Here is a 24,653-nt window from a genome sequence, read left to right on the forward strand (position 1 = left end):
CGTCATGGCCCGGATTGACGCCTGTGGAGCGCAGGCGTAGAAGCGCCGATACCATGGTCGACGTCCGGCCCCTTGTTTATGTGATCGGTGCGCTGCTGATCTTTCTGGCCTGCATGATGCTGGCACCGGCCTTGATTGATTTTCGCTCAGGCTCTTCGAATGCCCGCGATTTTCTGGAATCCGCGCTGATCACGGGCGGCATCGGGCTTGGCCTGCGGATCGCCACCGCCAATGCCAATCTGACGCGGCTGGACCGGCGGCAGGCCTATCTGCTGACGGTGATGGTCTGGACGGGCTTGCCGCTGTTCGCCTGCCTGCCCTTCGTGCTGGGGGCGCCCGGACTTGGCTTTACAGATGCCTATTTCGAGGCGGTCTCGGGACTGACCACCACCGGGGCCACGGTGATCGTGGGGCTGGACCGCTTGCCCGATGGCATGAACCTTTGGCGCGGGCTGCTGAACTGGATCGGCGGGCTGGGGATCGCCTTTGTTGCGATGATCTTTTTGCCGGTGATGCGCGTGGGCGGGATGCAGTTTTTCCGGACCGAAGGCTTTGACACGCTGGGCAAGGCGCTGCCGCGCGCCACCGACATCGCGCTTGCCTTGCTGGCGGTCTATGCCGGGCTGACGCTGGCCTGCATCCTGACCTATCGGGCCTTGGGCATGTCAGGGTTGGATGCGGTGGTCAACGGCGCGGCCACCATCGCCACCGGGGGATTTTCGCCTTCGGATGCGTCCTTTGGGAAATATCCGGGGGCGGCGGAATATGCGGGGGCGCTGTTCATGCTGCTGGGCAGCTTTCCCTATATCCTTTACGCGGGGATGGCGGTGGGGCAGCGCGGGGCGGTGCTGTGGGATGCGCAGGTCTGGGCCTTGCTGCGCTGGACGGCCTATGCCGTGGGCAGCGTGACGCTGTGGCGACTGGCCACATCAGAGATGGGGGCCGAGCCTGCGTTTCGCGAATCCCTGTTCAATCTGGTGTCGATCATCACCGGCACCGGATTTTTCAGCGGCTCTTTCGTGGGATGGGGCGGCTATTCCATGGCGGTGGCGCTGATCGTGGGGCTGATCGGCGGCTGTTCGGGCTCCTCCTCGGGGGCGCTGTCGGTGTTCCGGGTGCAGGTGGCCTGGGCGGCGGTGCAGGCGCAGATCGCCCGCATCCACGCGCCCGATCGCGTCGCGCCCGTGCGCTATGCGGGGCGCCGGGTCGAGGATGAGGTGATCAATGCGCTGATGCTCTATGTCACCGGCTATATCCTGATCCTTGGCGTGCTGACGGTGGCCATGTCGCTGGTGGAGGTCGACATGATCTCGGCCCTGTTCGGGATCTGGATGGCCTTGGGCAATATCGGCTATGGCTATGGGCCGATGCTGGGCGACACCGGCACCTTTCGCGATTTCCCCGATGCCGCCAAATGGCTGATGACGCTGACCATGCTTTTGGGGCGGCTGGGATTGCTGGCGGTGCTGGTTGTGGCTTTGCCGTCCTTCTGGCGCCGCTAAAGCGCGCGGGCTGATTGACTTGAGCGGCAGGCTTCGCCAAGGCTCGGGCGCATGATCGACCTGCGCCCCGTGACCTATGTGATCGGCCTATTGGTGACCGCCATGGGGGTGTTCATGCTGTTCCCGCTGGCGCTGGACCATGCGGCGGGCGACCCCAACTGGCGCGCTTTTTTGCAGGCGGCGATCCTGTGCGTGGTGGCGGGGGGCGGCACGGCGCTGGCCTCGGCCAATGGCGCGGGCGGGTCGATGAGCCTGCAGCAGATCTTTCTTCTGACCACCGGCGTCTGGGTGGCGCTGCCTGCCTTTGGCGCGCTGCCCTTGATGCTGGGCGCGCCCGGCCTGTCCTTCACCGATGCGCTGTTCGAATCGGTCTCGGGCATGACCACCACCGGCACCACGGTGATCGTGGGGCTGGATGCGCTGCCGATGGGCGCCAACCTGTGGCGCGGCATCCTGCAATGGCTGGGCGGGCTTGGGATCGTCATCGTGGCCTTGCTGTTCCTGCCGGTGATGAAGGTGGGGGGGATGCAGTTCTTCCGCTCCGAAGGCTTTGACACGCTGGGCAAGGTGCTGCCGCGCGCGCTCGACATCTCTTCGGCGCTGATCCAGATCTACCTCTGGCTCACGGTCGCCTGCGCCATCACCTATTTCGCCTTGGGGATGAGCGGGTTTGACGCGGTGATGCATGCGCTCACCACCGTCTCCACCGGCGGGATGAGCAGTTATGACGCGTCCTTCGGGATGTTTCAGGGACCGCTCGAATATGCGGCGGTGGTCTTCATGCTGCTGGGCAGCCTGCCTTTCATCCGCTTCGTGCAGATGGCACAAGGCCTGTTCGCGCCGCTCTGGCGCGACCCGCAGGTGCGCGCCTATCTGCGCTGGAACCTTTATGCGATCCTGCTGGTGCTGCTTTATGAGGTGATCACGCATGACATGGCCTTCGGGGTCGCCTTGCGCGAATCCGCCTTCAACATCGTCTCCACCTTCTCGGGCACCGGCTTTTCCTCGGTCGATCTGTCGGGCTGGGGGCCGTTCCCCTTTGTCATCCTGATCATCGTCGGGCTGATCGGCGGCTGCACCTCTTCCACCGGCTGTTCGGTGAAGGTTTTCCGCTATCTGATCCTGTTCGAGGCGATCAAGGTGCAGATCAAACGGCTGCACAACCCGTCTTCGGTCAACCCGCTGCGCTATGACGGGCGCAGCGTCGGGCGCGATGTGCTGGATTCGGTGATCGTCTTCTTCACCCTCTTCATCCTCACCTTCGGGGTGCTGGCGGTGGGTCTGTCGCTCACCGGGCTGGAATTCCGCACCAGCGTCACCGCCGCCTGGACCAGCATCGCCAATGTCGGGCCCGTCTTCGGCCGCGAGGTCGCCCCGACCGGCGCGGTGCCCGATTTCCCCGAGGCCGCCAAATGGATGATGATGGCGGGCATGCTGGTGGGGCGACTGGAATTGCTCTCCGTCTACGTCCTGTTCATGCGCCGCTTCTGGCAAGACTAGACGCGCCCACCCCGCTCAGCCCTTCACTGCGCAGCCTTTCCCCTGTCTTCCCGCTCATCTGTTCCCAAATATCCCGGGGGGAGTCGCGGCACGCGACGGGGGGCTGGCCCCCCGTCACCGCTGGCAAAAGGCGCGCCTTGGGGCGTTACTCCCAGCAGCTCACCAGCACCGTCATCCCCAGCGCCTTGCGGCTCAGGTCTTCCGGGGCCAGCGCGCCGCCGGGGAGGGCGAGGCCGGGGGTCAGGCCTTGCGCTTCCAGCAGCGCCCGCAGCTCGGCTGCGGCTGCGGCGAATTCCACCCCTTGCGGCAGCACCCGGGCCGGGTCGGCGGCGCGCGGCAGCACCATCCCCAGCACCGCCCCGGTGCCGTCCAGCACCGGGCCGCCGGCATCGCCGGGCAGGGTGGTGATGCCCAGCCGCTTGATCCCCGGCTCGCCGTTCAGCCCTTGCACGGCGTCCAGCATGCCAAAGGTGATCACCGGCGCGGGCAGCGCGTCGCCATAGGCATAGCCCGCCACCGCCACCTCCGACCCGATCCGGTCGGTCTCGGGCTGGAACCCGGCGAAGGCAGGCGGGGCCAGCGGGGTTTTCGGCGCCAGAAGCGCCACGCCTTTCGCGGCATCGGCAAAGCGCAGCTCGGCCTCGGTCACCTGATCCAGCGTGATGCGCCCGCAGGCGGCCACGGCCTCGGCGGTGGTCAGCACATGGCCGGTGGCATCCACATAAAAGCCCGATGCGGTCAGGCGCGGGCGGCGCAGATCAAGACCTGCAAGCAGGCCACGGCGCGCGGCCTCGGTCATCGGCACCATGCCGGGGTCCAGCGCCCGGTTGCCGACGGGGCGGAAGCTGGATTGCATCAGCCCCAACACGCGGCCCGCCTGTTCGGCCTGCGCGGGCGACCAGACCAGCAGATAGCCCTTCACAAGGCCTGCACGGGTTTCGGCGAAGGCATGGGCGTATTGGGTTTCTGATTGTCCGGTGATCTCGAAGGACCGCTCGCCCAAGCCGCGCTCGCCCGTGGGCGGGATGATGCTCAGGTTTTGCAGGATGTCATACAGCCCATACAGCACATCCTTGTCACCGGGCTGCGAGATCAGGATGATCCGCATGCCGTCCGCCTCTTTTGCGGCGAAATGCACGAAGGGCGGCTCGTAATGGTCAAACTGCACCAAGCCCAAGGGCAGGGTGATCTCGATGCCCGCTTCAGCTTCGGTCACGGTTTCAAAGCCATAGGCCGCGATCTCGGCCTGCCAATCGGCGATCAGCGCGGCGCGTTGGCGGCTGGTCAGCACGCCGGTCGGCTCTAGCCCCATCGCGCCTTGATAAGCGGCCATGGCGCTGCGGGTGCCCGAGCCAAAGGCGCCGTCGATGGCGGCGCTGTAAAAGCCTTGCCATTGCAAGGCGCGCTGCACATCTTCGCGCGCGGCACGGGGCAGCTCGGCCTCGCTGCGGCGGGCTTCGGCCACGGTTTCGTCAGGGATTTCGGCGGGGATCTCGGCAGGCGGCGCAGCTTCCGCCTGAGGGGCTGCGGCCCCTTCCGCCCCGGGCGCGGGTTCGGCCATCGCCTCGGGCGCCAGCGGGGTCACCTCCACCGGCGCATCGGGGGCCAGCGGGGTGACATCGGCCAGCGGCGGCACCGTCTCTGGGAACACCGTCTCTGGGAACCCCGCGTCGGGGAACACCGCCTCGGGAGACAGCGGCTCTGGCGTCCCGGCGGGCCAGAAGGCTTCGCGGAAATTGGTGCCATCGGTGATATAGCTGTCGCGCGGGATCAGGTTCTCGCGGCGCAATTCGGCCAGCTTGGCGGCGGCCTCCTCGGGGCTGTAGGGGCCCAAGGCGATGCCATACCAGCGCGAACCCAGACGATAGCCTTGCACATCGGCAAAGGCCGCGGCATAGGCGCGCGCCCGCGCCTCGGCCTCGGCCAGCGTCGGCTGCGCCTCGACCTGCACCCAGGCTTGCGTTTGTGCCACGGCCCCCCCGGCCCAAAGCATCACCGCCATCATCCAAAGCCCAAAGACCGCGCGCCGCATCCTGTTCCTTCCGCCTGACCCATCGCCACTTTCGCAGCGCATCTTGTGCCGTGGCGCGCCTGCAAGGCGCCCCGCCGTTTCCCGCCGTGCAGTCCCGGCGCCGCCCGCCCTGCGGCGGCGCATTGACCCTGCCGAGCCTCTTGCCTATGACAGCCGGGCATTTCAAGGGTTTTGCGTGGCAAAAGGGGGCAACACCATGTCAGACAGGCAGCCAGCGCGCGCGGAACCGGAGGCGATCACCGCGCCACGGTCCTTTCAAGAGATCATCCTGCGTTTGCAGTCCTATTGGGCGTCCAAGGGCTGCGCCGTCTTGCAGCCCTATGACATGGAGGTGGGGGCGGGCACCTTCCACCCGGCCACCACGCTGCGCAGCCTTGGCACCAAGCCTTGGGCCGCCGCCTATGTGCAACCCTCGCGCCGCCCGACCGACGGGCGCTATGGCGAAAACCCCAACCGCCTGCAGCATTACTACCAGTATCAGGTCATCATCAAACCCTCGCCCCCTGATCTGCAAGAGCTTTACCTTGGCTCCTTGCGCGCCATCGGGCTGGACCCCGCCTTGCATGACATCCGCTTTGTCGAGGATGACTGGGAATCCCCCACGCTGGGCGCCTGGGGCCTGGGCTGGGAGGTCTGGTGCGACGGTATGGAAGTCAGCCAGTTCACCTATTTCCAACAGGTCGGCGGCCATGACTGCCGCCCCGTCTCGGGCGAGCTGACCTATGGGCTGGAGCGTCTGGCCATGTATGTGCTGGGCATCGACCATGTGATGACCATGCCTTTCAACGACCCTGACGCGCCCATCGCGCTCACCTACGGCGATATCTTCCGCCAGACCGAGGAAGAATACAGCCGCCACAACTTTGACGGGGCCGACACCGACAAGCTGTTGCGCAACTTCGCCGAGGCCGAGGCGGAATGCGACCGTCTGCTGGGCTTTGATCCGCAAGACCCCAGTTCGGGCAAGCGCATCATCATGGCGCATCCCGCCTATGACCAATGCATCAAGGCCAGCCATCTGTTCAACCTGCTGGACGCGCGCGGCGTGATCTCGGTCACCGAGCGGCAGGCCTATATCGGGCGCGTGCGCGCGCTGGCCAAGAAATGCGCCGATGCCTTCCGCCAGACCGAGGCCGGGGCGGATGCGTCCGAGGGCGCGGCATGAACGGCAGGATCGCAGCGGGGGCAATCGTGATTTCAGCAGCAGTGGCGGGCGTGGCGATCTGGTATTTGCAGGTCTACGCCTTTTATGAACCGGTTTCCTTCACTCCGGGGCAGGAAATCACCCTGACCACCATCGAATCCGGCCAGCCCGAGCCCATTCTGGCCGAGGATGTCACCGGGATCGACGCCGACAGCAGCCCCTTGCGCTTCCGCGCCTGTTTCACCACGCCGCTCACGCAGGCGATGCTGTCGGAAACCTATGTCTCCTATGCCGGGGCCGAGCCTTTGGTGGCGCCGGGCTGGTTCGATTGCTTTGATGCCGTCGCCATCGGCACCGCGCTGGAGCGCGGCGAGGCGCTGGCCTTTCTGTCGCAGGCGGATGTCGCCACCGATGTCGACCGCGTGGTCGCCGTCTTTCCCGATGGCCGGGCCTTTGCCTGGCATCAGTTGAACCCCGCCGCCAAGGATTGATCCGATGTCTGATCTGCTGATCGAGCTGTTTTCCGAGGAAATCCCCGCCCGGATGCAGGCCCGCGCCCGCGCCGACCTGCAAAAGCTGGTGACCGATGGTCTGGTCGAGGCGGGGCTGACCTATGCCCATGCCGCCGCCTTTTCCACCCCGCGCCGCCTGACGCTGGCGATCGAAGGCCTCTCGGCCGAAAGCCGCGCGGTGCGCGAGGAACGCAAGGGCCCCAGCACCTCGGCCCCGGCCCAAGCGGTCGAAGGCTTTTTGCGCTCGACCGGGCTTTCGCTCGATCAGCTCGAAAAGCGCGCCGACAAGAAGGGCGAGGTCTATTTCGCGGTGATCGAGAAACCGGGCCGCGCCGCGCCTTTGATCATCGCCGACGTGCTCGAAACCACCATCCGCACCTTCCCTTGGCCGAAATCCATGCGCTGGGGCGCGGGCAGCTTGCGCTGGGTGCGCCCGCTTCACAGCATCCTGTGCCTTCTGTCGGACGAAGGCGGCGCCGAGGTGGTGCCGCTCAGCGTCGATGGCATCGTCTCGGGCAACAGCACTCGCGGCCACCGCTTCCTGTCGCCGGGCGCATTTTCCGTAAACAATTTCGAGGATTACGCGGCCAAGCTCAAGCGCGCCCATGTCATCCTCGACAGTGCCGAGCGTGAAGACACCATCTGGGCCGAGGCGCAGACGCTCGCCTTTGCCGCCGGGATGGAACTGGTCGAAGACCGCGGGCTTCTGGCAGAGGTGGCGGGGCTGGTGGAATGGCCGGTGCCGCTGATGGGCCGCATCGGCGCGGATTTCCTTCACCTCCCGCCCGAGGTGCTGCAAACCAGCATGAAGGAACATCAGAAGTTCTTCTCGGTGAAGAACCCGAAAACCGGCCGCATCGAAGGCTTTGTCACCGTGGCCAATACGGTGACGGCGGATCACGGGGAAACCATCCTGAAAGGCAATCAAAAGGTGCTGGCGGCCCGCCTGTCGGATGCGCGCTTCTTTTGGGAAAACGATCTGCGGGTGGCCAAATTCGGCATGGCCGACTGGGCCGAGGGGCTGAAGTCGGTCACTTTCCACAACAAGCTCGGCTCGCAAGCCGACCGCATCGCCCGCATCGCGGCGCTCGCGCGTGAGATCGCGCCAATGGTTGGCGCCGATCCTGATCTGGCCGAACGCGCGGCGCGCCTCGCGAAGCTCGACCTGCGCTCGGCCATGGTCGGTGAATTCCCCGAACTCCAAGGCCTGATGGGCCTGTATTACGCGCAAGCGGCAGGGGAGCCGGAGGCGGTGGCCCATGCCGCCCGCGACCATTACGCGCCGCTGGGGCCTTCCGATGCGGTGCCCACCGAGCCTGTCTCGGTCGCGGTGGCGCTGGCCGACAAGATCGACACGCTGACCGGCTTCTGGGCCATCGACGAAAAACCCACAGGCAGCAAAGACCCCTTCGCCCTGCGCCGCGCGGCGCTGGGGGTGATCCGGTTGGTCTTGGGCAATGAGGTGCGGCTGGGCCTTTCGACGCTGTTCGGCACGGCCATGGCCGAGAGGCTGTCTCACTTCGGAACCGATGGCGAGGACGCAAAAACCTCTGACCTCCTCGCCTTCTTCCACGACCGCCTGAAGGTCTTCCTCAAGGACCAAGGCATCCGCCATGACGTGATCGACGCCTGCCTCGCCATGCCCGGCAATGACGACCTGACGCTGCTGGTCAAGCGCGCGCAGGCGCTGCAAGCCACCTTGCAGACCGAAGACGGCGCCAACCTCGTCGCGGGCAGCAAGCGCGCCAGCAACATCCTTGCGCAGGCCGAGGCCAAGGACGGCGTCGAATATTCCTTCGGTGCCGATCCGAAATTCGCCGAAACCGACGAGGAACGCGCGCTCTTCACCGCGCTCGATCAGGCCGAGGCCGCCATCGCCCCCGCCATGGCGCGCGAGGATTTCGCCGCCGCCATGCAGGCCATGGCCGGTTTGCGCGCGCCGATTGACGCCTTCTTCACCGCGACGCAGATCAACAGCGACAATCCTATCCTGCGCCGCAACCGGCTGAACCTTCTGCACCGCATCCGCGCCATCTGCCTCTCGGTGGCCGACTTGGGCAAACTCGACGGCTAAGCTCATCTGTTTCCAAATATCCTCCGGGGGTGAGGAGCGTCAGCGACGAGGGGGGGCGAGCCCCCCCTTGCCACATCGGCCCAAGGCGCAACCCCGCCCATATGCGGCGCTTGTCTGCCCCCCGAATCGGTGTAGTGTCGGCGCAGAAGAAGGATTGCCGCAGTGCAGAAACCCGAGGCCGCCCTTGCCGATCCGCTGATCGGCTTCACCGCTGTCACGCCCACCGCCCGCATCGACCGGGTGGCGCATGGCTGGCGTGCCAAATGCCTGCAGCGGCTGGTGCGGCTGGATCTGCCGGTGCCGCTGACGGTGGCGCTGCCCGCGCGCACGGTGCGCGCCATTGCCGCCGGAACCCCGGTGGATTGCGCGGCGATTCTGGCGGAATTCGGCCCCGCGCCGCTGATCTCGGTGCGGCCCAGCCCGGAAAACCCCGATTGGGGCGGGCCTGCCACCGTGCTCAACATCGGGCTGAACGCAGAACGCCACAAGGAATTGGCGCAGCGCCACGGCCAGCAGGCGGCGGATGCCATTTACCTGCGCTTCGTGCAGGCCTATGCCACCCATGTGGCGCGGCTTGATCCCGATATGTTCGCGGCCACCGCGCCTTCCCCCGAAGCGGTGACGGCAGCCTTGCGCGTCTATGCCACCGAGATGGAAGAAGACTTCCCGCAAGACCCGGCCCGGCAATTGGCCGAGGTGCTGCGCTCGATGGCGCGCGCATGGGAAGGCACCACCGCCCGGCTTTTGCGGCAGGCCAAGGGCGCGCCGGTGGATGCGCCTTTGGGGCTGGTGGTGCAGGCGATGGCCCAAGGGCTGGGGCAGGGGCTCTCTGGCTCGGGCGTGGTGCAATTCGTCGATCCCGTCACCGGAGAGCGGCAGATCACCGGGCGTTATCTGGGGCAAGGCCAAGGGCGCGATGTGCTCAAGGCGCCGCAGGCCATGTTCCTGACCCGCGATGCGCGCGGGCCTTCGCTGCAAGACATCGCGCCCGATCTGCTGGACGAGCTGATCCGGCACGGCGCGGCCTGCCGGGCGCGGCTGCGCGAAGAGATGCAGATCGAATTCACCATCGAGGACGGGCGTCTGGCGGTGATCGACGCCGTCAAGGTGCAGCGCTCGGCCCGGGCGGCCTTGCGGGTGGCGGTGGCGCTGGCAACCGACGGGGTGATCCCGCGCGAAGAGGCGGTGCTGCGGGTGGAGCCGCGCGCGCTTTCGGAACTCTTGCACCCGCAGGTGGACCCGCGCGGCCAGCGCGACCTGATCGCGCGCGGCATCGCCGCCAGCCCCGGCGCGGCGGTGGGGCGCATCGTGTTTTCCAGCCATGCCGCGCAGGCCAGTGCCGCGCGCGGCGAGGCCTGCATTCTGGTGCGCCGCGAAACCGCGCCCGAGGATATCCGGGGCATGCATTCCTCGGCCGGGGTGCTGACCGAACGCGGCGGCGTCACCAGCCATGCGGCGGTGATCGCGCGGGGCTTGGGGTTGCCCTGCGTGGTGGGCGCCGATCTGCGGCTCGACGCCCGCAACAAGCGCATCCACACCGAAGGCCGCAGCTTTGGCGAAGGCGATGTGATCACGGTGGATGGCACCACGGGGCAGGTGCTGGCGGGGGCGGTGGACATGCTGGCCCCGGCGCTGGACAGCCATTTCCAGACGCTGCTGGGCTGGGCGGATGAATTCCGCGACATCGGGGTGCGCGCCAATGCCGACACGCCCGCCGATGCCGCCACCGCGCGCCAGTTCGCCGCGCAAGGCATCGGGCTGTGCCGGACCGAGCATATGTTCTTTGAAGAAAACCGCCTTGTCGCCATGCGCGAGATGATCTTTGCCGACACCTCGCAAGACCGCGCGGCGGCTTTGGCGCGGCTGTTGCCGATGCAGCGCGCGGATTTCGTGCAGCTGTTTGAAATCATGGCCGGATTGCCGGTCTGCATCCGGCTGTTCGATCCGCCCTTGCACGAATTCCTGCCCCATAGCCGCGAAGGCCTGCGCGAATTGGCCGAGGCGCTGGACAAGCCCTTGTCGGAAGTCACCCGCCGGGCCGAGGCGCTGACCGAGTTCAACCCGATGCTGGGCATGCGCGGCGTGCGTCTGGGTGTGGTGCTGCCGGAAATCTACGACATGCAGGCACAGGCGATTTTCGAGGCCACGGTCGAGGTCGCGCGGCGCGGTGCTGCGGTGGTGCCCGAAATCATGATCCCGCTGGTCAGCGCCCGGCGCGAGGTCGAATTGGTCAAGACCCGCGTGGATGCGGTGGCGGCGGCGGTGCGGGTCAAGGCCGGACAGGATTTTGCCTATAAGCTGGGGGTGATGGTGGAAACCCCGCGCGCCGCCCTGCGCGCCGGAGAAATCGCCCAGCACGCGGCCTTTCTGTCTTTTGGCACCAATGACCTCACGCAGATGACCTATGGTCTGAGCCGGGACGATGCCGGACGTTTCATGAACACCTATGTGCAGCAGGGCGTCTTTCCCGAAGATCCGTTCCACATTCTGGACGTGGACGGGGTGGGGGAGCTTTTGCTGATCGGGGCCGAGCGCGGGCGCAAGACGCGCGCAGATCTGACCGTTTCCATTTGCGGCGAACATGGCGGGAACCCCGAATCAATCGCCTTTTGCCGCAAGGCGGGATTCGATTATGTCTCTTGCTCGCCCTATCGGGTGCCTCTGGCGCGGCTTGCGGCGGCGCATCTGGCTTTGCGGGACCGTAGTAGTTAACGCGAAAAACCGCACAATATCATGTGGCTGCGCGGATTTCCTCAGAAACAACTTCAAGTTTTGCGCGGAGATCCGCCGATCGGCGCCGCAAAAGCGTGATCTTTTTGCAACATGCGTGGACTCTGGCCGGGGCTGTGCCGTATGAACCGCGGCTGTCGCACATTTCCGTGAAGGCGGGACGGGCGACGCGAGGCAACAGAACGGAACAGAAGACAATGCGCTTGCGACAAATCTTGGCCACGGCTGCCTGTGCAGCTCTGGCCACGGGTGGAGCGGCCTTCGCCGATGTGACGGTGAGCCAGTCCAACAGCCCGGATCTGGGTTTGGCTGAACAGATGGTGTCTTTGATGGGGGCAGAACATGCCACGGTCAAGGCAGTGCCAGAGTCGCGGCTGGCCGCGCTGGCCATGGGCCCTGCGCCCAAGGAGCAGCCAAAGGCCGAAGCTGGGGCCAAGGCGGAGGCCCAGCCGGCGGTGCCGGTGCTGATCCGCTATGAAGACAGTTTCCTTGCCGCGCAACCCGCCCCCAAGGGCGATGCGCAATGGCAATGCCTGCAACAGGCGCTGTATTTTGAATCGCGCGGCGAAAGCCTGCGCGGGCAATTCGCGGTGGCCGAGGTGATCTTGAACCGCGTCGACAGCCGGGAATATCCCAATTCGGTTTGCGGCGTGGTGAAACAGGGCGGCCGCAATGGCTGCCAGTTCAGCTATGTCTGCGACGGCTATAGCGATGTGATGCGTGACCGTCAGGCTGCCGACAAGGCCGGGCGGATCGCGGCGATCATGATGAATGGCGCGCCGCGCGGGCTGACCGCCGGGGCGACCCATTTTCACACAAGGGCGGTGAACCCGAACTGGGCGCGGCAATTCCCGCGCACCGCCGCCATTGGCGCGCATCTCTTTTACCGCCAGCCCTGAGCCTGTGCTGGCCTGCCGATGTCGCAGGGGTTGCACCCGGGGTCGGGTTCGGGCAATCGGGAGCCGGGGCGCAGGGTGTAGCCTGCGCCCAATCCCTTGGGGCCGATGGGGGGCCAGATGACAACCGACATCCGCCTCGCCTTTGCGCATCCGGAAGAGCGCAGCCAAGCCTCGGCCAGTGCCGATCCGCGCGACCGGATTTCCCTGCGCGATCACGTGGTCGAGGTGGACATCGGCGCGTTTCAGCAAGAACGCGGGCACAAGCAGCGCGTGATGTTCAACGTGGTGGTCGAGGTCGCGCCCGTGTCGGCGCCGCTCAATGATGATGTCGACCGCATCCTGTCTTATGACCGGATCACTTGGGCCATCGCGCATGAGCTTGCGGCAGAGCGGCTGAACCTGTTGGAAACGCTGGCCGAGCGGGTGGCCGAGCGCATTCTGGCCGAGCCGCAAGCGATGCGCGCCTTTGTGCGGATCGAAAAGCTGGACATTGGCCCCTATAGGCTGGGCGTGGAAATCGCGCGCAGCCGGGCCGAGGTGCCGTTGCGGGTGGTCGGGCAGGACGGGCTGGAAGCGGCGGTGCATCCGCTGGTGGTCTATCTGGACAATGCCAGCATCGCTGCACCCGAACTCGCCCAGCGTCTGGATGCGCTGCTGGCGCGCGGTGCGCCGCTGATTCTGGCGGTGGGCCTGCCCGACGGTCCGCGTCCGCAGACCGGCCACCGCCCGACGCAGCGGCGGGTGGATCTGCTGGCCATCGAGCAAAACGCATGGAGCCTTGCCGCGCGCGATCCGCGCTGTGTGGTGGTGGCCACCCGCACCGAGATTGATTGGGCGATCAAGCGGGGGCAATCCGTGGTCTGGGCACCGTCAAAGATGGTGCTGGACGCGGTGGATGGCCCGAAAAGCGCCGAACCGGTGGCGCTTGCGCTGTGGCTGGCCGAGGAAATGGCGGCGCGCGGGCTGATCGTTCACGGGAATGTTGCACTCCCGGCAGGAAGCCGCGTTCCCGTGGAACAAGGCTGAGCGTCGCGCTTGCCAAGACGCAGGCGGACAGCCTAATCCGGGGGCATGACATATCTGCGCCCCATCCCGATTGCCGATGCCGCCCGCCCCTCTGACGCGCTTGTTTTGGCCGGGGGCTGGTGTCGCTTTACCCATGTCGAGGTTCTGGAACGCGGGCGCGCGCCGGTGGTGCTGCCCGCGGCGGAGGCGCCGCCCAGCCTGCTGTCGCCGCTTCTGGCGCCGCGCCCGGATTTCGCCGGGCTGACGCTGGACCGCCCGCGCCTGATGGGCATTCTGAACGTGACGCCCGACAGCTTTTCCGATGGCGGCCTGTTCCTGAAGCCCGAGGCCGCGATGATGCAGGCCCGCGCGATGGCGGCGCAGGCCGATCTTCTGGACGTGGGCGGCGAAAGCACCCGGCCCGGCGCGACAGAGGTGGCGGTGGCCGAGGAAACCGCCCGCACCGCCCCGGTGATCGCGGCGCTGCGTGCGGCCGGGATCGCGCGCGCGGTCTCGATCGACACGCGCAAGGCGGCGGTGGCGCGCGCGGCGCTGAAGGCGGGGGCGGGGATCGTGAACGACGTCACCGCCTTGCAGTTCGATGCCGAGATGGCGGGCGTGGTGGCGCAAGCGGGCGTGCCGGTGATCCTGATGCATTCCATCGCCACCCCCGCCACCATGCAGGACGCGCCCCAATATGACGATGTGCTGCTGGATGTTTATGACGCGCTGGCCGCCCGTGTGGCCGAGGCCGAGGCGGCGGGCATCGCGCGCGCCCGCATCGCGGTGGACCCCGGCATCGGCTTTGGCAAGACGCTGGCGCATAACCTTGCGCTGCTGGCCCGGCTGAGCCTGTTTCACAGCCTTGGCCTGCCGGTGCTGCTGGGGGCCAGCCGCAAGCGGTTCATCGGCACCCTCACCGGCGAGGAAGAGGCCGCGCGGCGGATGCCCGGCAGCCTTGCCGTGGCGCTGGCGGGCGTGGCGCAAGGCGTGCAGATGATCCGGGTGCATGACGTGGCCGAGACCCGCGCCGCGCTGACCCTGTGGCAGGCGGTGACGCAGGCCGAGACGAAACCGGCATAACCAGACGCAACAGAAGGGAAAACCCATGACGCGCAAACTTTTCGGAACCGATGGCGTGCGGGGACGCGCCAACACCCATCCGATGACCGCCGAGATGGCGCTGAAACTGGGGGCCGCGGCGGGCCGCTTCTTCCGCCGCGACGGCGGCTCGGCGCATCGGGTGGTGATCGGCAAGGACACACGGCTTTCGGGCTATATGCTGGAAAACGCGCTGACGGCGGGGCTGACCAGCACCGGCATGAATGTGCTGTTGCTGGGTCCGGTGCCGACACCGGCGGTGGGGTTTCTGACCCGCAGCATGCGCGCCGATGTGGGCGTGATGATTTCCGCCAGCCACAACCCGCATGAGGACAATGGCATCAAGTTCTTTGGCCCCGACGGCTTCAAGCTCTCGGATGAGGCCGAGGCTGAGATCGAATCCTTGGTCGCCGGAGAGATCCAGCTGGCGCAGGCCATGAACATTGGCCGCGCGCGGCGGATCGAGGACGGGCGCGGGCGCTATCAGGAATTCGTCAAGACCACCTTTCCCGCCGGGGTGCGGCTTGATGGGCTGAAGGTGGTGATCGATTGCGCCAACGGGGCCGCCTACAAGGCCGCGCCCGAGGTGCTGTGGGAGCTTGGCGCCACAGTGGTGCCGGTGGGGGTGGCGCCCAATGGCACCAACATCAACGACCGCTGCGGCAGCACCCACACCCAGACCGCCGCCGAGGCGGTGGTGGCGCATGGGGCGGATGTGGGCATCTGTCTGGATGGCGATGCCGACCGGGTGATGATTCTGGATGAAACCGGGCGCGTGGCCGATGGCGATCAGATCATGGCGCTGATGGCGGCCCGCTGGGCCGCCGAAGGGCGGTTGCGCGGCGGGGCGCTGGTGGCAACGGTGATGTCGAACCTTGGGCTGGAGCGGTTCTTGGCGCAGCAAGGGGTGGGTCTGGAACGCACCGCCGTGGGCGACCGCTATGTGGTCGAACGGATGCGCGCGGGCGGGTTCAATCTGGGCGGCGAACAATCGGGGCATATCGTGATGACCGATTACGCCACCACCGGCGATGGGCTGATCGCGGGCCTGCAATTTCTGGCCGAGATGGTGCGCACCGGCCAGCCCGCCAGCACGCTGGTGCGCCAGTTCGAGACAGTGCCACAACTGCTGAAGAACGTGCGGTTCTCTGCGGGCATGGCGCCGCTGGACGCGCCTTCGGTGCAGGCCGTGATTGCCGCCAATACCGCGCGGATCGCAGGCAAGGGCCGCATCCTGATCCGCAAGTCGGGGACAGAGCCGCTGATCCGGGTGATGGCGGAATGCGAGGACGAGGCGATGCTGGCGCATGTGGTGGACGAGATCGTCGGCGCCGTCGAGGCCGTGGTCTAAGGTCGAAGTGTCTGAAGTCAGAGGGATTTGACGAAAAAGGGGCGGCCCGGCGGGCCGCCCCTTTGACTGTCAGCGGGGTTCGTTCAGCAACCCGCGCACGATGGCGTAACAGGCCGCCAACAGCACCAGCGTGAAGGGCAGGCCGGTGGACACCGCCATCGCCTGCAAGGCGCCCAGCCCGCCGCCCAGCAAAAGCGCGATCGCAAGCAGGCCTTCAAAGGTGCACCAGAACACGCGCTGCACCGTCGGCGCATTGGTCTTGCCGCCCGCGGCGATGGTGTCAATCACCAGCGAGCCCGAGTCCGAGGAGGTGACGAAGAAGATCACCACCAGAAGGATGCCGACCAGCGAGGTGATCGAGGCCAGCGGCAATTGCCCCAGCATCTGGAACAGCTGCAACTCCAGCGCCGCATCCTGCACCCCGGCAAAGCCGCCCGCCACTTGCGTGATGGCGGTGCCGCCCAAGGCTGTCATCCACAGCACCGACAGCAGGCTGGGCACGATCAGCACCGCGATCAGGAATTCGCGCACCGTGCGTCCGCGCGACACGCGGGCGATGAACATGCCCACGAAAGGCGACCAGCTGATCCACCACGCCCAGTAAAAGGCGGTCCAGCCTGCCATGAAGTTGGTGTCATCGCGGCCAAAGGGGTTGGCCAGCGCGGGAAGATGCTGGCCATAGGCGCCCAGATTGGTGAAGAATCCCGTGAAGATATCGGCGGTCGGCCCAAGCGCGATGACAAAGATCAACAGCGCCGCCGCAAGGCCCATGTTCACCTCGGACAGGATTTTCACCCCGCCATCCAGCCCCCGGATCACCGAGACAATTGCGATCAGCGTGATGACGATGATCAGAAGGATCAGCCGGGAATCGGATTGACCAAAGCCGAACAGGAAGTCGAGCCCCGCCGCCGCCTGCTGCGCGCCGATGCCAAGCGAGGTGGCAAGGCCGAAGATGGTGGCGAAGATGGCCAGAATATCGACGATATCGCCCCGCCAGCCCCAGATCTTTTCGCCAAAGATCGGGTAAAAGGCCGAGCGCAGGGTCAGCGGCAGACCTTTGTTATAGGCAAACAGCGCCAGTGACAGCGCGACGATGGCATAAATCGCCCAAGGGTGCAGGCCCCAGTGGAAGATGGTGGCCGCCATGCCCAAGCGCACCGCGGCTTCGGCATCGCCTTCGGCGCCGCCCAAGGGCGCCCAGTCGGTGCGGGCTCCGGCCGCATCCGTGGTGACGCCGCCCAAGGCCGCCGTGTAATGCGACAGCGGCTCTGACACGCCGTAGAACATCAGGCCAATGCCCATCCCGGCGGCAAACAGCATCGAGAACCAGCCGACATAGCCGTAATCCGGGGTTGCCTCTGGCCCGCCCAGCCGGATCTTGCCCAAGGGGGAGACGATGAGGCCAAGGCAGAGCAGAACGAAGATGTTGCCCGAGAGCAGGAAGAACCAGCCCAGATTGCCCGTCAGCCAGTCGCGCAGGCCCAGAAAAAACGGCTCGGCGGTGTTCTGAAAGGCGAGTGTCAGGATGGTGAAGGCGATCACGCCCAAGGCCGAGACAGAGAATACCTTCTGGTGAAAGTCGAATTCCAGCACATAGCGGGGGGCCACATTGTGCTGGCCGATTTCATAATCGGTTTCGATGATCTCGGTCTCGCCTTCGGGGGCGGGCACGGCTTCACCCTCTTGGGCGAGGTCGGTGAGAGGGTCGATGTGATCGGGGTCGTTTAATGCGGGATCATCGCGCGGGGGCGCGTTCTCGGGCGGAATCATGACTGTCCTTTCCTTCGGTGGCCCACCTTAACCCGGCCAAGGGCCGCGCGTTCCGTATGGACCTCAGCGACCGGCCGCTGATGGGCCGATTTGGGGTGGCGGAAACATGCCGCGCACCCGGCGGAGGCCGCCTAGATGACAGGAATATGATCAAATTACAACCCGGCAGCGGGCATTTTCCGGCCATCGCCCCGGAGGATCGCCCCGGACGACCCCGCGCCCCGGCTTTTAGCGGCGAGCCCTCGGCTTGATTTTCGTGCGCTTTGCCCAGTGCGCGCCGCCTGTGCAACGCGCCGCATGCGAAGGGGAACCAATCCGCGCGTGCGGGCGTTGTGACCTCAGATCCACGTTTCACCGGCCAGCGCACCCTTTTCGTCACCGCCACTGCGCGTGCGACGGGAGGCACCTCTGCCCGACGCTCACACCGCCTCCCGCGCCCTCTGCGGGGCTTTCAACTGTAGGAGTTTCTGATGACCGGAGCCCTGATTCCGTTTCTGTCGCTGCTGACGATGTTGGCGGTTCTGATCTTTGCCTTGGTCAGCAAGGCCCGGGTGGAGGAGCGCCGCCATGACCCCAACGCGCCGAAGTCGACGCTGGCACGGGATGGCAAATACGGCGGTGTCGCCTTCCTGAAGCCGCTTGCCGAGCGTCAGCGCCACCGTCTTCTGCGCTGATGGAAAAGGCCGGGGAAAACCCCCGGCCTTTGGCGTGTGTGTAGGGTGCGTGCGCGCACGCACCTTACGCTGATCCTGATCAGTTGCGCGCCTTGTCGACCATCTTGCCCTTGGAGATCCAAGGCATCATCGCGCGCAGCTTTTCACCGACCTTTTCGATCTCGTGCTCGTCATTGATGCGACGGGTGGCCTTGAAGAAAGGCTGGCCGACGGCATTTTCCTGCATGAAATCACGCACGAACTTGCCGGTCTGAATGTCGGTCAGAACCTCTTTCATGCGCTTTTTGGTTTCGTCATAGGGCAGGATGCGCGGGCCCGAGACATATTCACCATATTCGGCGGTGTTCGAGATCGAGTAATTCATGTTGGCGATGCCGCCTTCGTAGATCAGGTCCACGATCAGCTTCACTTCGTGCAGGCATTCGAAATAAGCCATTTCCGGCTCGTAGCCCGCTTCGACAAGCGTTTCAAAGCCCATGCGGATCAGTTCCACGAGACCGCCGCAGAGAACGGCCTGTTCGCCGAAGAGGTCGGTTTCGCATTCTTGGCGGAAGTTGGTCTCGATGATGCCCGAACGGCCACCGCCGATGGCGGAGCAATAGGACAGGCCGATTTCCATGGCGCGGCCGGTTGCGTCTTGATGGACGGCCACAAGGCAAGGCACGCCGCCGCCTTTGGTGTATTCGCCGCGCACGGTGTGGCCGGGGCCTTTGGGCGCCATCATGATGACATCTACGCCGGGCTTCGGCTCGATCAGGCCGAAATGCACGTTCAGGCCATGCGCGAAGGCGATGGCGGAGCCTTCTTTCAGATTGTCATGCACATATTTGCGATAGGTGTCGGCCTGCAATTCGTCGGGCATGGTGAACATGATCACGTCACACCACGCGGCGGCTTCGGCGATGCCCATGACCTTGAGCCCTTCGCCTTCGGCTTTCTTGGCCGAGGGTGAGCCTTCGCGCAGGGCGACGACAAGGTTCTTGGCGCCCGAGTCGCGCAGGTTCAGCGCATGGGCATGGCCTTGGGACCCGTAGCCAAGGATGGCCACTTTCTTGTCCTTGATCAGGTTGATGTCGCAGTCCCGGTCGTAATACACGCGCATGGCGGTCTCCTTGATATGATGGGGGCACCATACGCGATCTTTGGGGTGATCGCGTGCATTGTTTGACGAATAACGAATTTTCTGCGAAAATTCATGCGTCGATCTTCGATCAGGTGAATTTATCATGCTTTTAGACGAAGCGGACCGGCGCATCCTGCGGCATTACCTTGCCGAGCCGGGGCTGGAGCGCGCGGTGCTGGCCGAACGGGCCGGGGTGACGGCGGCCACGCTGTGGCGGCGGCTGGAGCGGTTGCGCGAAGGCGGGGTGATCCGGGCCGAGGCGGCGGTGATCGACTGGCGCGCCTTGGGCTATGCGGTGGAGGTGAGCCTGCGCTTCACGCTCGACAAGACCAATCCGCGCGCCTTTGACGAATTCATCGAGGCCAGCCGCGCGGTGCCCGAGGTGGTGACCATCGAAACCTTTCTGGGCCGCGTCGATGTCCGGTTGACGGTGATCGCGCGCGACATGGCGCAGTATCAAGAGATCTACCGCCGCCGCATCCTGACCTTGCCGCATATCGCCGAGCTTGACGCCCTGATGCTGATTGCCACCATCAAGGAGCAGGACGGGTTGCCGATATGATGGATCTGGACGATCTGGACCGCGCCTTCCTGCGCGTGCTGTCGCAAGAGGCGGGCGTCTCGGCAGGCGAGCTGGGGCGGCGCTTTGGCCTGAGCCAGCCTGCCGCCTGGCGCCGGGTGAAGCGGCTGGAAGAGGCGGGGGTGCTGGCGGGCCGCCGGGTGGAGGTGGACCGCGCCGCCTTGGGCTTTGGCGTCACGGTGTTTCTGGGGGTGAAGCTGGCCACACGGGGCCGCGTCTCGCTGGAAGATTTCGAGCGCGCGGTGCAGGCGATTCCGGAGGTGCAGGTGGTGCAGCATGTGCTGGGCCTGTTCGATTACCGCCTGCGGGTGGTGGCGCGCGACATTGCCGATTTCGAACGCGTCTTGCGGCGGCGGATCATGACCTTGCCGGGGGTGGGCAACGTCGAGGCCAATGTGCTGTTGACCGAAGAGCGGCGGCCCGGGCCTTTGGGCTAGGGCCGCCGCGCACGCAGATCAAGGCGCCTGCGTCACTCCATCGCCTGCGCGATGCGGGCAAGCGCCGTCTCGGGCGGGCTTTGATAGGGGATATGGGTCACGAAGGCCCCTTCGGCGTTGAAGACCAGCACCGAGGAGGAATGGTCCATCGTGTAATCGCCCCCGTCCAGCGGCACCTTGCGGGCAAAGACGCGGAAGGCCTGCTGTGCCTTGAGGCTTTGCGCGGGCTCTCCCGTCACCCCCACCGCGCCGGGCAGCCAGCCAAGATACGCGGCCAGCACCTCGGGACGGTCACGCTCGGGGTCGACGCTGACCATGGAGATGCGCAGATCTTCGGCGCGCGGGCCCAAGGCGTCGCGCCAGCCCATGATGTCGCCCAAGGTGGTGGGGCAGACATCGGGGCAATGGGTGAAGCCGAAGAACACCAGCGAAGGCTGGCCGGTCAGGCTGTCTTGCGTGAAGGGCGCGCCGGTGGTGGTTTCCAGCCGGTAATCGCCTTGCCCGAAATCGGCAGGCACCAGTGCCGCGCTTGCGCCATCTCGCAGCAAAAGCCAGCCCGCGCCGGCACCCAAGCCTGCCACGGTCGCCAAGGCCACCGCCATCAGGATCTGCTGCGCGCGGGTCATCCTTGCGTCTCAAGAAAACGGCGCAGCTTGGCCGTCACTTGCGCCGGGTCTTCCTGATAGTTGAAGATCTGGTTGTAGCGCCCTTGGGCATCAAACAGCATCACATAGGCGCTGTGATCCATGCTGTAGCTGTCGCCCAGCGGCACCTTGCGGGCGTAGATGCGAAAGGCCGACAGTGCCTTTTGCACCTCGGCGGCCTCTCCCGTCACCCCCACCGCGCCCGGCAGCCATGACACATAGTCGCGCAGCACCTCGGCGCTGTCCCGTTCGGGGTCGACGGTCAGGAACCAGACCTTCAGGCCTTCGGCCAAGGGGCCAAGATCTTCCTGCCAGCCCATGATATCGCCCAAGGTGGTGGGGCAGACATCGGGGCAATGGGTGAAGCCAAAGAACACCAGCGAAGGCTGACCTGTCAGGCTGTCTTGCGTGAAGGGCGCGCCGGTGGTGGTTTCCAGCCGGTAATCGCCTTGGCCCAGCGTATCGGTCACTTGAGCCTCGGTCACAAGCGTTTCGGGCGCGGGGCCGGGCATCAGTGCCCAAGTGGCGCCAAGGCCGGTGATCAGCACAAGGCCCCAAAGCGCAAGCCGCAAGCGGCGCAATGCAGGTGTCGCCATCTCAGTTTCCCGTTCCATGGCCAGCGCCGTGCCCGGTGCCATGCCCAGCACCGTGCCCGCCGTGCCCGCTGTGCCCGGCGCCATGCCCGCCTCGCGCCGATCCCGCGCCTGCGTTGATCGGGCCGATGGCAAAGGACAGCGTCACCTCTCCGGCCTGTTCAAAGCGCAAGGTGATGTCCAGCGTCTCGCCTTCCACCAAGGGCTCGGTCAGCCCCATCAGCATCAGGTGATAGCCGCCGGGGGCAAGCGCGACCGTGCTGCCCGCCGGGATCGGCAGGCCTTCGGGCCGTTCGCGCATCGTCATCACGCCGCCCTGATGCGCCATTTCATGGATCTGCACCTCGCGCCCGACCGGGGCGGTGGCGGCGATCAGGCGGTCATCCACCGTGCCCTGATTGGTGATGGTCAGGAACGCGCCGCCGACGGGCGCGCGGGGCAGGGTGGCGCGGGTGAACGCGCCCGAAAGCTGCAACTCCCCCACCTGCACCATGGCGAGGCCAGAGGGGCTTGGTGTTTCTGCCCAGAGCGGGGGGGCGACCAGCGCGGTGCCGATCAGGAAAGCGTGGAGCAGGTGTTTCATCCTCGGGGCCTTTCGGGTTCAGTTGATGACAATTTCTGCACCCAGCTTCACAAGGGTGAAGCGGGTGCGCCGCAGGTCAAGCGTGAGGCTCCAGCGCCCGGGCACCGGCAGCACCAGCCCTTCCACCCGCCACAGGCCCGGCGTGCCGGGGATGGCGGTGGCGGTGCGGCTGATGCGCTCGATCCCGCGGTCGGGCAGCGACAAGGCAAGCGTCACGGCAAAAGGGTCCACCGGCTGGCCAGTGCCATCGGTGATGAAAAGCTCGGCCGTCACCGGGCCTGCGCGGCCGGGGGTCAGCGTCAGATCGGCCATCAGCGTGTCGGAATGCAGATGGGCATAGGCCGGGGCGGCGGCGGGGGCCGCCATGGCCAGCGCGCGCGGCGGCGGGGTAAAGCGCCAGCCTGCGGTGAGTGCCAGAAGCAGCACGGCCAGCACGAGTTCGGCGTGGATGCCCCGGCGCAAGCGCTCGCGCGCCGGGGCATCCCCCGCCAGCACCGGAGCGGTCAGGCGGCGGTTCTGCACCGCCAGCGCAAGGATCAGCCCAAGCAGCGCAAGCTTGCCCGCAAGGATCGCGCCATAGGCCGAAGGCCATTGCGCCGGGTCGGCGCCCAGTTGCACCGCGGTCAGGCCCGCGCCCGACAGGGCCAGCACCGCCACCGGATAGGGAAGCGCGGCGGAAAACCGGGCAAGGGGCGCGGTGCCCCCCCGCAAGGACAGCGCCAGCGGCGCAAGCGCGCCGATCCACAGCACCGCTGCGGCCAGATGCGCAAAGACCAAGCCGCGCGTCAGCGCGCGCGGCGCCGCCGCCCCGGCATGGCCGCTGATCGCATAGGCAATCCCCAACAAGGCCAGCGCCGCAAGACTGGCCGCCAGCGCCCCGCGCGGCAGGCGCAGCGCCATCAGCGCAAGCGCCGCCGCTAGCATCGCCAGCGCCACCGAAGGGCCAAAGCTGGTGCCCCATCCGGCGGCCCAAGGCGCGCCCGTCAGCAGATCGGGCAGCGCAAGCCCCAGCGCATCCAGACCATGCAGGCCAAGGTAAAGCGGGGCCGCCAGCAGCCCCGTCTGCAAGGCCGCCGCCACTGGCCTTTGTGCAGGCGCGCCCGTGAAGGCGGCAAAGACCGCGCCGCCGATCCCAAGCACCAGCCCCGCCGTCATCGCCCAGCGCGCGGCCCAGACCGCCGCCTGCACCGCCCTGTTGCCGCTCGACATCGGGGCCACGCCGCTCTCGGCGCCCACCGAAAACACCAGCGCGCCCGCCACCGGGTGCCCATCATCCGACGCGACCCGCCACGAGAGCAGATGCGTGCCTTGTCCCAGCGGCGGCAGCGGCAGGCTCAGAACCTGCCCGCCCGGGACGGCGGCCGTCAGATCGGTTTCGCTTCCATCCGGCGCGATCAGCCGGATCGCCAGCGGGGCCACGGGCTCGTTGAACCCGAGTGTCGCGCGGGCAGGTGCGGCCTCCAGCACGGACCTATCGGCGGGGTCGGCGCTTTGCAGCACGGCATGGGCCTGCGCAAGGCCTGCCGCCCAGAGCAAGGACAGCACAAGCGCGAAAAGGGGCAAAAGGCGGGGCATCAGGGGCACAGGCTCCGGTTCGTCAAAAGGGGCGGGGGCCAGACTCTGGCCCCCGCCCAAGGCTTGGATCAATGCTGGTGCGCGTCGGCGTCGATCAGCGTGACCTTCGGGGCCGGCATCTCGGCATTTTCCGCGCCCGTGGTGTCGATCCAGGCTTCCTCGCCCGTGGCGCATTCCTGAACCGACGGGAAGTAGAAGGTCGACCCGACCTCCAGATCCTTGCCAAAGCTGCCGCGGAAGACGAATTCATCGTAGAATTCATTGGGCAGATTGCCGCCCGACCAGATGATTTCCTTGACGCCTTCGGTCACTTCGGTGCCGTGGTTCATGAAGGGCGTCTTGTAAGGGCCGGTCACCACCTCCAGCGTCCAGCCTGCCTTGGGCATCGGCTTCACGCTGTAGAATCCCTCCGGGATCTGCACGCGCACGGTGTGGGTGGCTTCGGTGCCGCAGCCATGCGGCACGCGCAGCACGGCCTTATAGGTCGAACCGACCTTGGCCTCCTGCACCTCCAGCGTGGCATGGGCAAAGGCCGGGGCGGCAACGGCGGTCAAAGCGGCAAGAGCGGCGGCGGGGAGAAGTTTCGTGAACATCGTATCGGTCTTTCTGTCTAGAAAATAAGGGTGCAAGGACACGCCCCGGCTTGGGGGCGGATCAGCGCCGCAGAGCCAGCCAAGAGGCAGGCGAACGACGAGAAAAAGGGTCAAGAACAGGCCTCGCCTGCGCCCCGGCGCGTGGCACGGGCAAGCACAGCAAAGGCAAGCACAGCGAAGGCAGCCAAAGCGCCAACGGGCCTTGCCTGCAAACGCAGGACAACCCGG

Annotated in this window: 21 protein-coding genes; 13 read left to right on the forward strand and 8 right to left on the reverse strand. The window is 66.4% G+C overall.

Features of this window, described 5'->3' with window-relative positions; translation table 11 throughout:
- Positions 1 to 53 precede the first annotated feature (53 nt).
- Complete coding sequence (locus CUR21_RS03930) at positions 54 to 1,502, forward strand: TrkH family potassium uptake protein (RefSeq protein ID WP_100195718.1); 1,449 nt, start codon at positions 54 to 56, stop codon at positions 1,500 to 1,502.
- A 51-nt stretch (positions 1,503 to 1,553) separates the two neighbouring features.
- Positions 1,554 to 3,002 carry a TrkH family potassium uptake protein gene (locus CUR21_RS03935; protein ID WP_100195719.1) on the forward strand — a complete coding sequence of 483 codons (1,449 nt, stop codon included), beginning with the start codon at positions 1,554 to 1,556 and terminating at the stop codon, positions 3,000 to 3,002.
- A gap of 145 nt (positions 3,003 to 3,147) precedes the next feature.
- Here the strand turns inward: CUR21_RS03935 and CUR21_RS03940 are convergent, their stop codons facing one another.
- The gene (locus CUR21_RS03940) at positions 3,148 to 5,034 is read right to left on the reverse strand and encodes a serine protease (RefSeq protein ID WP_100195720.1); all 1,887 of its coding nucleotides are present in this window, start codon (positions 5,032 to 5,034) and stop codon (positions 3,148 to 3,150) included.
- Between the two features lie 196 nt (positions 5,035 to 5,230).
- Between CUR21_RS03940 and CUR21_RS03945 the strand changes: the two genes are divergently transcribed.
- The 8 genes from CUR21_RS03945 to glmM all read left to right on the forward strand — a co-directional run bounded on the left by CUR21_RS03945 (position 5,231) and on the right by glmM (position 15,850).
- Positions 5,231 to 6,199, forward strand: a complete 969-nt coding sequence (locus tag CUR21_RS03945; RefSeq protein WP_100195892.1) for a glycine--tRNA ligase subunit alpha — start codon at positions 5,231 to 5,233, stop codon at positions 6,197 to 6,199.
- Entirely contained in the window at positions 6,196 to 6,669 is a 474-nt protein-coding gene (locus CUR21_RS03950; RefSeq protein WP_100195721.1) for a DUF6446 family protein, read from the forward strand. Before CUR21_RS03945 ends, CUR21_RS03950 begins: the two co-directional genes overlap by 4 nt.
- A gap of 4 nt (positions 6,670 to 6,673) precedes the next feature.
- Positions 6,674 to 8,764, forward strand: a complete 2,091-nt coding sequence (gene glyS, locus CUR21_RS03955) for a glycine--tRNA ligase subunit beta (RefSeq protein ID WP_100195722.1) — start codon at positions 6,674 to 6,676, stop codon at positions 8,762 to 8,764.
- A 162-nt stretch (positions 8,765 to 8,926) separates the two neighbouring features.
- Complete coding sequence (locus CUR21_RS03960; RefSeq protein WP_232622678.1) at positions 8,927 to 11,476, forward strand: putative PEP-binding protein; 2,550 nt, start codon at positions 8,927 to 8,929, stop codon at positions 11,474 to 11,476.
- A 215-nt stretch (positions 11,477 to 11,691) separates the two neighbouring features.
- Complete coding sequence (locus CUR21_RS03965; RefSeq protein ID WP_100195723.1) at positions 11,692 to 12,393, forward strand: cell wall hydrolase; 702 nt, start codon at positions 11,692 to 11,694, stop codon at positions 12,391 to 12,393.
- Positions 12,394 to 12,510: 117 nt separating this feature from the next.
- Positions 12,511 to 13,419: a dihydroneopterin aldolase gene (locus CUR21_RS03970; protein WP_100195894.1), complete on the forward strand. Its 909-nt coding sequence runs from the start codon at positions 12,511 to 12,513 to the stop codon at positions 13,417 to 13,419.
- A 45-nt stretch (positions 13,420 to 13,464) separates the two neighbouring features.
- Positions 13,465 to 14,481 (forward strand): dihydropteroate synthase, encoded by a 1,017-nt coding sequence (gene folP, locus CUR21_RS03975; protein ID WP_100195724.1) that lies wholly within the window; start codon positions 13,465 to 13,467, stop codon positions 14,479 to 14,481.
- Between the two features lie 25 nt (positions 14,482 to 14,506).
- Complete coding sequence (gene glmM / locus CUR21_RS03980) at positions 14,507 to 15,850, forward strand: phosphoglucosamine mutase (protein WP_100195725.1); 1,344 nt, start codon at positions 14,507 to 14,509, stop codon at positions 15,848 to 15,850.
- Between the two features lie 69 nt (positions 15,851 to 15,919).
- On the opposite strand, the gene CUR21_RS03985 is transcribed toward glmM, so the two are convergent.
- Positions 15,920 to 17,623, reverse strand: a complete 1,704-nt coding sequence (locus CUR21_RS03985; RefSeq protein WP_100195726.1) for a BCCT family transporter — start codon at positions 17,621 to 17,623, stop codon at positions 15,920 to 15,922.
- A 470-nt stretch (positions 17,624 to 18,093) separates the two neighbouring features.
- Between CUR21_RS03985 and CUR21_RS03990 the strand changes: the two genes are divergently transcribed.
- Positions 18,094 to 18,297 (forward strand): hypothetical protein, encoded by a 204-nt coding sequence (locus CUR21_RS03990; RefSeq protein WP_100195727.1) that lies wholly within the window; start codon positions 18,094 to 18,096, stop codon positions 18,295 to 18,297.
- Between the two features lie 79 nt (positions 18,298 to 18,376).
- Here CUR21_RS03990 and ilvC read toward each other — a convergent pair whose 3' ends face one another.
- Entirely contained in the window at positions 18,377 to 19,399 is a 1,023-nt protein-coding gene (gene ilvC, locus CUR21_RS03995) for a ketol-acid reductoisomerase (protein ID WP_100195728.1), read from the reverse strand.
- Between the two features lie 124 nt (positions 19,400 to 19,523).
- On the opposite strand from ilvC, the gene CUR21_RS04000 reads away from it, so the two are divergent.
- Together CUR21_RS04000 and CUR21_RS04005 are read left to right on the forward strand one after the other, a co-directional pair.
- Positions 19,524 to 19,982 (forward strand): Lrp/AsnC family transcriptional regulator, encoded by a 459-nt coding sequence (locus tag CUR21_RS04000; RefSeq protein WP_100195729.1) that lies wholly within the window; start codon positions 19,524 to 19,526, stop codon positions 19,980 to 19,982.
- Positions 19,979 to 20,437: an Lrp/AsnC family transcriptional regulator gene (locus tag CUR21_RS04005; protein ID WP_100195730.1), complete on the forward strand. Its 459-nt coding sequence runs from the start codon at positions 19,979 to 19,981 to the stop codon at positions 20,435 to 20,437. Before CUR21_RS04000 ends, CUR21_RS04005 begins: the two co-directional genes overlap by 4 nt.
- Before the next feature lie 32 nt (positions 20,438 to 20,469).
- Here the strand turns inward: CUR21_RS04005 and CUR21_RS04010 are convergent, their stop codons facing one another.
- The 5 genes from CUR21_RS04010 to CUR21_RS04030 form a co-directional block, all read right to left on the reverse strand.
- The gene (locus CUR21_RS04010) at positions 20,470 to 21,063 is read right to left on the reverse strand and encodes an SCO family protein (protein WP_100195731.1); all 594 of its coding nucleotides are present in this window, start codon (positions 21,061 to 21,063) and stop codon (positions 20,470 to 20,472) included.
- On the reverse strand, positions 21,060 to 21,761 hold the full coding sequence (locus CUR21_RS04015) for an SCO family protein (RefSeq protein ID WP_369802504.1): 702 nt from the start codon (positions 21,759 to 21,761) through the stop codon (positions 21,060 to 21,062). Before CUR21_RS04015 ends, CUR21_RS04010 begins: the two co-directional genes overlap by 4 nt.
- On the reverse strand, positions 21,679 to 22,257 hold the full coding sequence (locus tag CUR21_RS04020; RefSeq protein ID WP_100195732.1) for a copper chaperone PCu(A)C: 579 nt from the start codon (positions 22,255 to 22,257) through the stop codon (positions 21,679 to 21,681). The genes CUR21_RS04015 and CUR21_RS04020 overlap by 83 nt, the downstream gene beginning before the upstream one ends.
- Before the next feature lie 18 nt (positions 22,258 to 22,275).
- Positions 22,276 to 23,832 carry a copper resistance protein CopC gene (locus CUR21_RS04025; RefSeq protein ID WP_198431613.1) on the reverse strand — a complete coding sequence of 519 codons (1,557 nt, stop codon included), beginning with the start codon at positions 23,830 to 23,832 and terminating at the stop codon, positions 22,276 to 22,278.
- Positions 23,833 to 23,900: 68 nt separating this feature from the next.
- Positions 23,901 to 24,425, reverse strand: coding sequence for a YcnI family protein (locus CUR21_RS04030; RefSeq protein ID WP_100195734.1), 525 nt, complete (start codon positions 24,423 to 24,425; stop codon positions 23,901 to 23,903).
- Positions 24,426 to 24,653 lie beyond the last annotated feature (228 nt).

Source organism: Pseudorhodobacter sp. MZDSW-24AT (assembly GCF_002794355.1).
GTDB lineage: Bacteria > Pseudomonadota > Alphaproteobacteria > Rhodobacterales > Rhodobacteraceae > Pseudotabrizicola.

Bases quoted from the DNA above. Each gene is read 5' to 3' on its own strand.
- glmM (WP_100195725.1), top strand. From the start codon at position 14,507: ATGACGCGCAAACTTTTCGGAACCGATGGCGTGCGGGGACGCGCCAAC.
- CUR21_RS03940 (WP_100195720.1), bottom strand. From the start codon at position 5,034: ATGCGGCGCGCGGTCTTTGGGCTTTGGATGATGGCGGTGATGCTTTGG.
- CUR21_RS03970 (WP_100195894.1), top strand. From the start codon at position 12,511: ATGACAACCGACATCCGCCTCGCCTTTGCGCATCCGGAAGAGCGCAGC.
- CUR21_RS03930 (WP_100195718.1), top strand. From the start codon at position 54: ATGGTCGACGTCCGGCCCCTTGTTTATGTGATCGGTGCGCTGCTGATC.
- CUR21_RS03990 (WP_100195727.1), top strand. From the start codon at position 18,094: ATGACCGGAGCCCTGATTCCGTTTCTGTCGCTGCTGACGATGTTGGCG.
- CUR21_RS04010 (WP_100195731.1), bottom strand. From the start codon at position 21,063: ATGACCCGCGCGCAGCAGATCCTGATGGCGGTGGCCTTGGCGACCGTG.
- CUR21_RS03985 (WP_100195726.1), bottom strand. From the start codon at position 17,623: ATGATTCCGCCCGAGAACGCGCCCCCGCGCGATGATCCCGCATTAAAC.
- CUR21_RS04005 (WP_100195730.1), top strand. From the start codon at position 19,979: ATGATGGATCTGGACGATCTGGACCGCGCCTTCCTGCGCGTGCTGTCG.
- CUR21_RS03950 (WP_100195721.1), top strand. From the start codon at position 6,196: ATGAACGGCAGGATCGCAGCGGGGGCAATCGTGATTTCAGCAGCAGTG.
- CUR21_RS03935 (WP_100195719.1), top strand. From the start codon at position 1,554: ATGATCGACCTGCGCCCCGTGACCTATGTGATCGGCCTATTGGTGACC.
- CUR21_RS04000 (WP_100195729.1), top strand. From the start codon at position 19,524: ATGCTTTTAGACGAAGCGGACCGGCGCATCCTGCGGCATTACCTTGCC.
- folP (WP_100195724.1), top strand. From the start codon at position 13,465: ATGACATATCTGCGCCCCATCCCGATTGCCGATGCCGCCCGCCCCTCT.
- CUR21_RS03965 (WP_100195723.1), top strand. From the start codon at position 11,692: ATGCGCTTGCGACAAATCTTGGCCACGGCTGCCTGTGCAGCTCTGGCC.
- CUR21_RS03945 (WP_100195892.1), top strand. From the start codon at position 5,231: ATGTCAGACAGGCAGCCAGCGCGCGCGGAACCGGAGGCGATCACCGCG.
- CUR21_RS04020 (WP_100195732.1), bottom strand. From the start codon at position 22,257: ATGAAACACCTGCTCCACGCTTTCCTGATCGGCACCGCGCTGGTCGCC.
- glyS (WP_100195722.1), top strand. From the start codon at position 6,674: ATGTCTGATCTGCTGATCGAGCTGTTTTCCGAGGAAATCCCCGCCCGG.
- CUR21_RS04030 (WP_100195734.1), bottom strand. From the start codon at position 24,425: ATGTTCACGAAACTTCTCCCCGCCGCCGCTCTTGCCGCTTTGACCGCC.
- CUR21_RS04015 (WP_369802504.1), bottom strand. From the start codon at position 21,761: ATGGCGCCGGGCACAGCGGGCACGGCGGGCACGGTGCTGGGCATGGCA.
- CUR21_RS04025 (WP_198431613.1), bottom strand. From the start codon at position 23,832: ATGCCCCGCCTTTTGCCCCTTTTCGCGCTTGTGCTGTCCTTGCTCTGG.
- ilvC (WP_100195728.1), bottom strand. From the start codon at position 19,399: ATGCGCGTGTATTACGACCGGGACTGCGACATCAACCTGATCAAGGAC.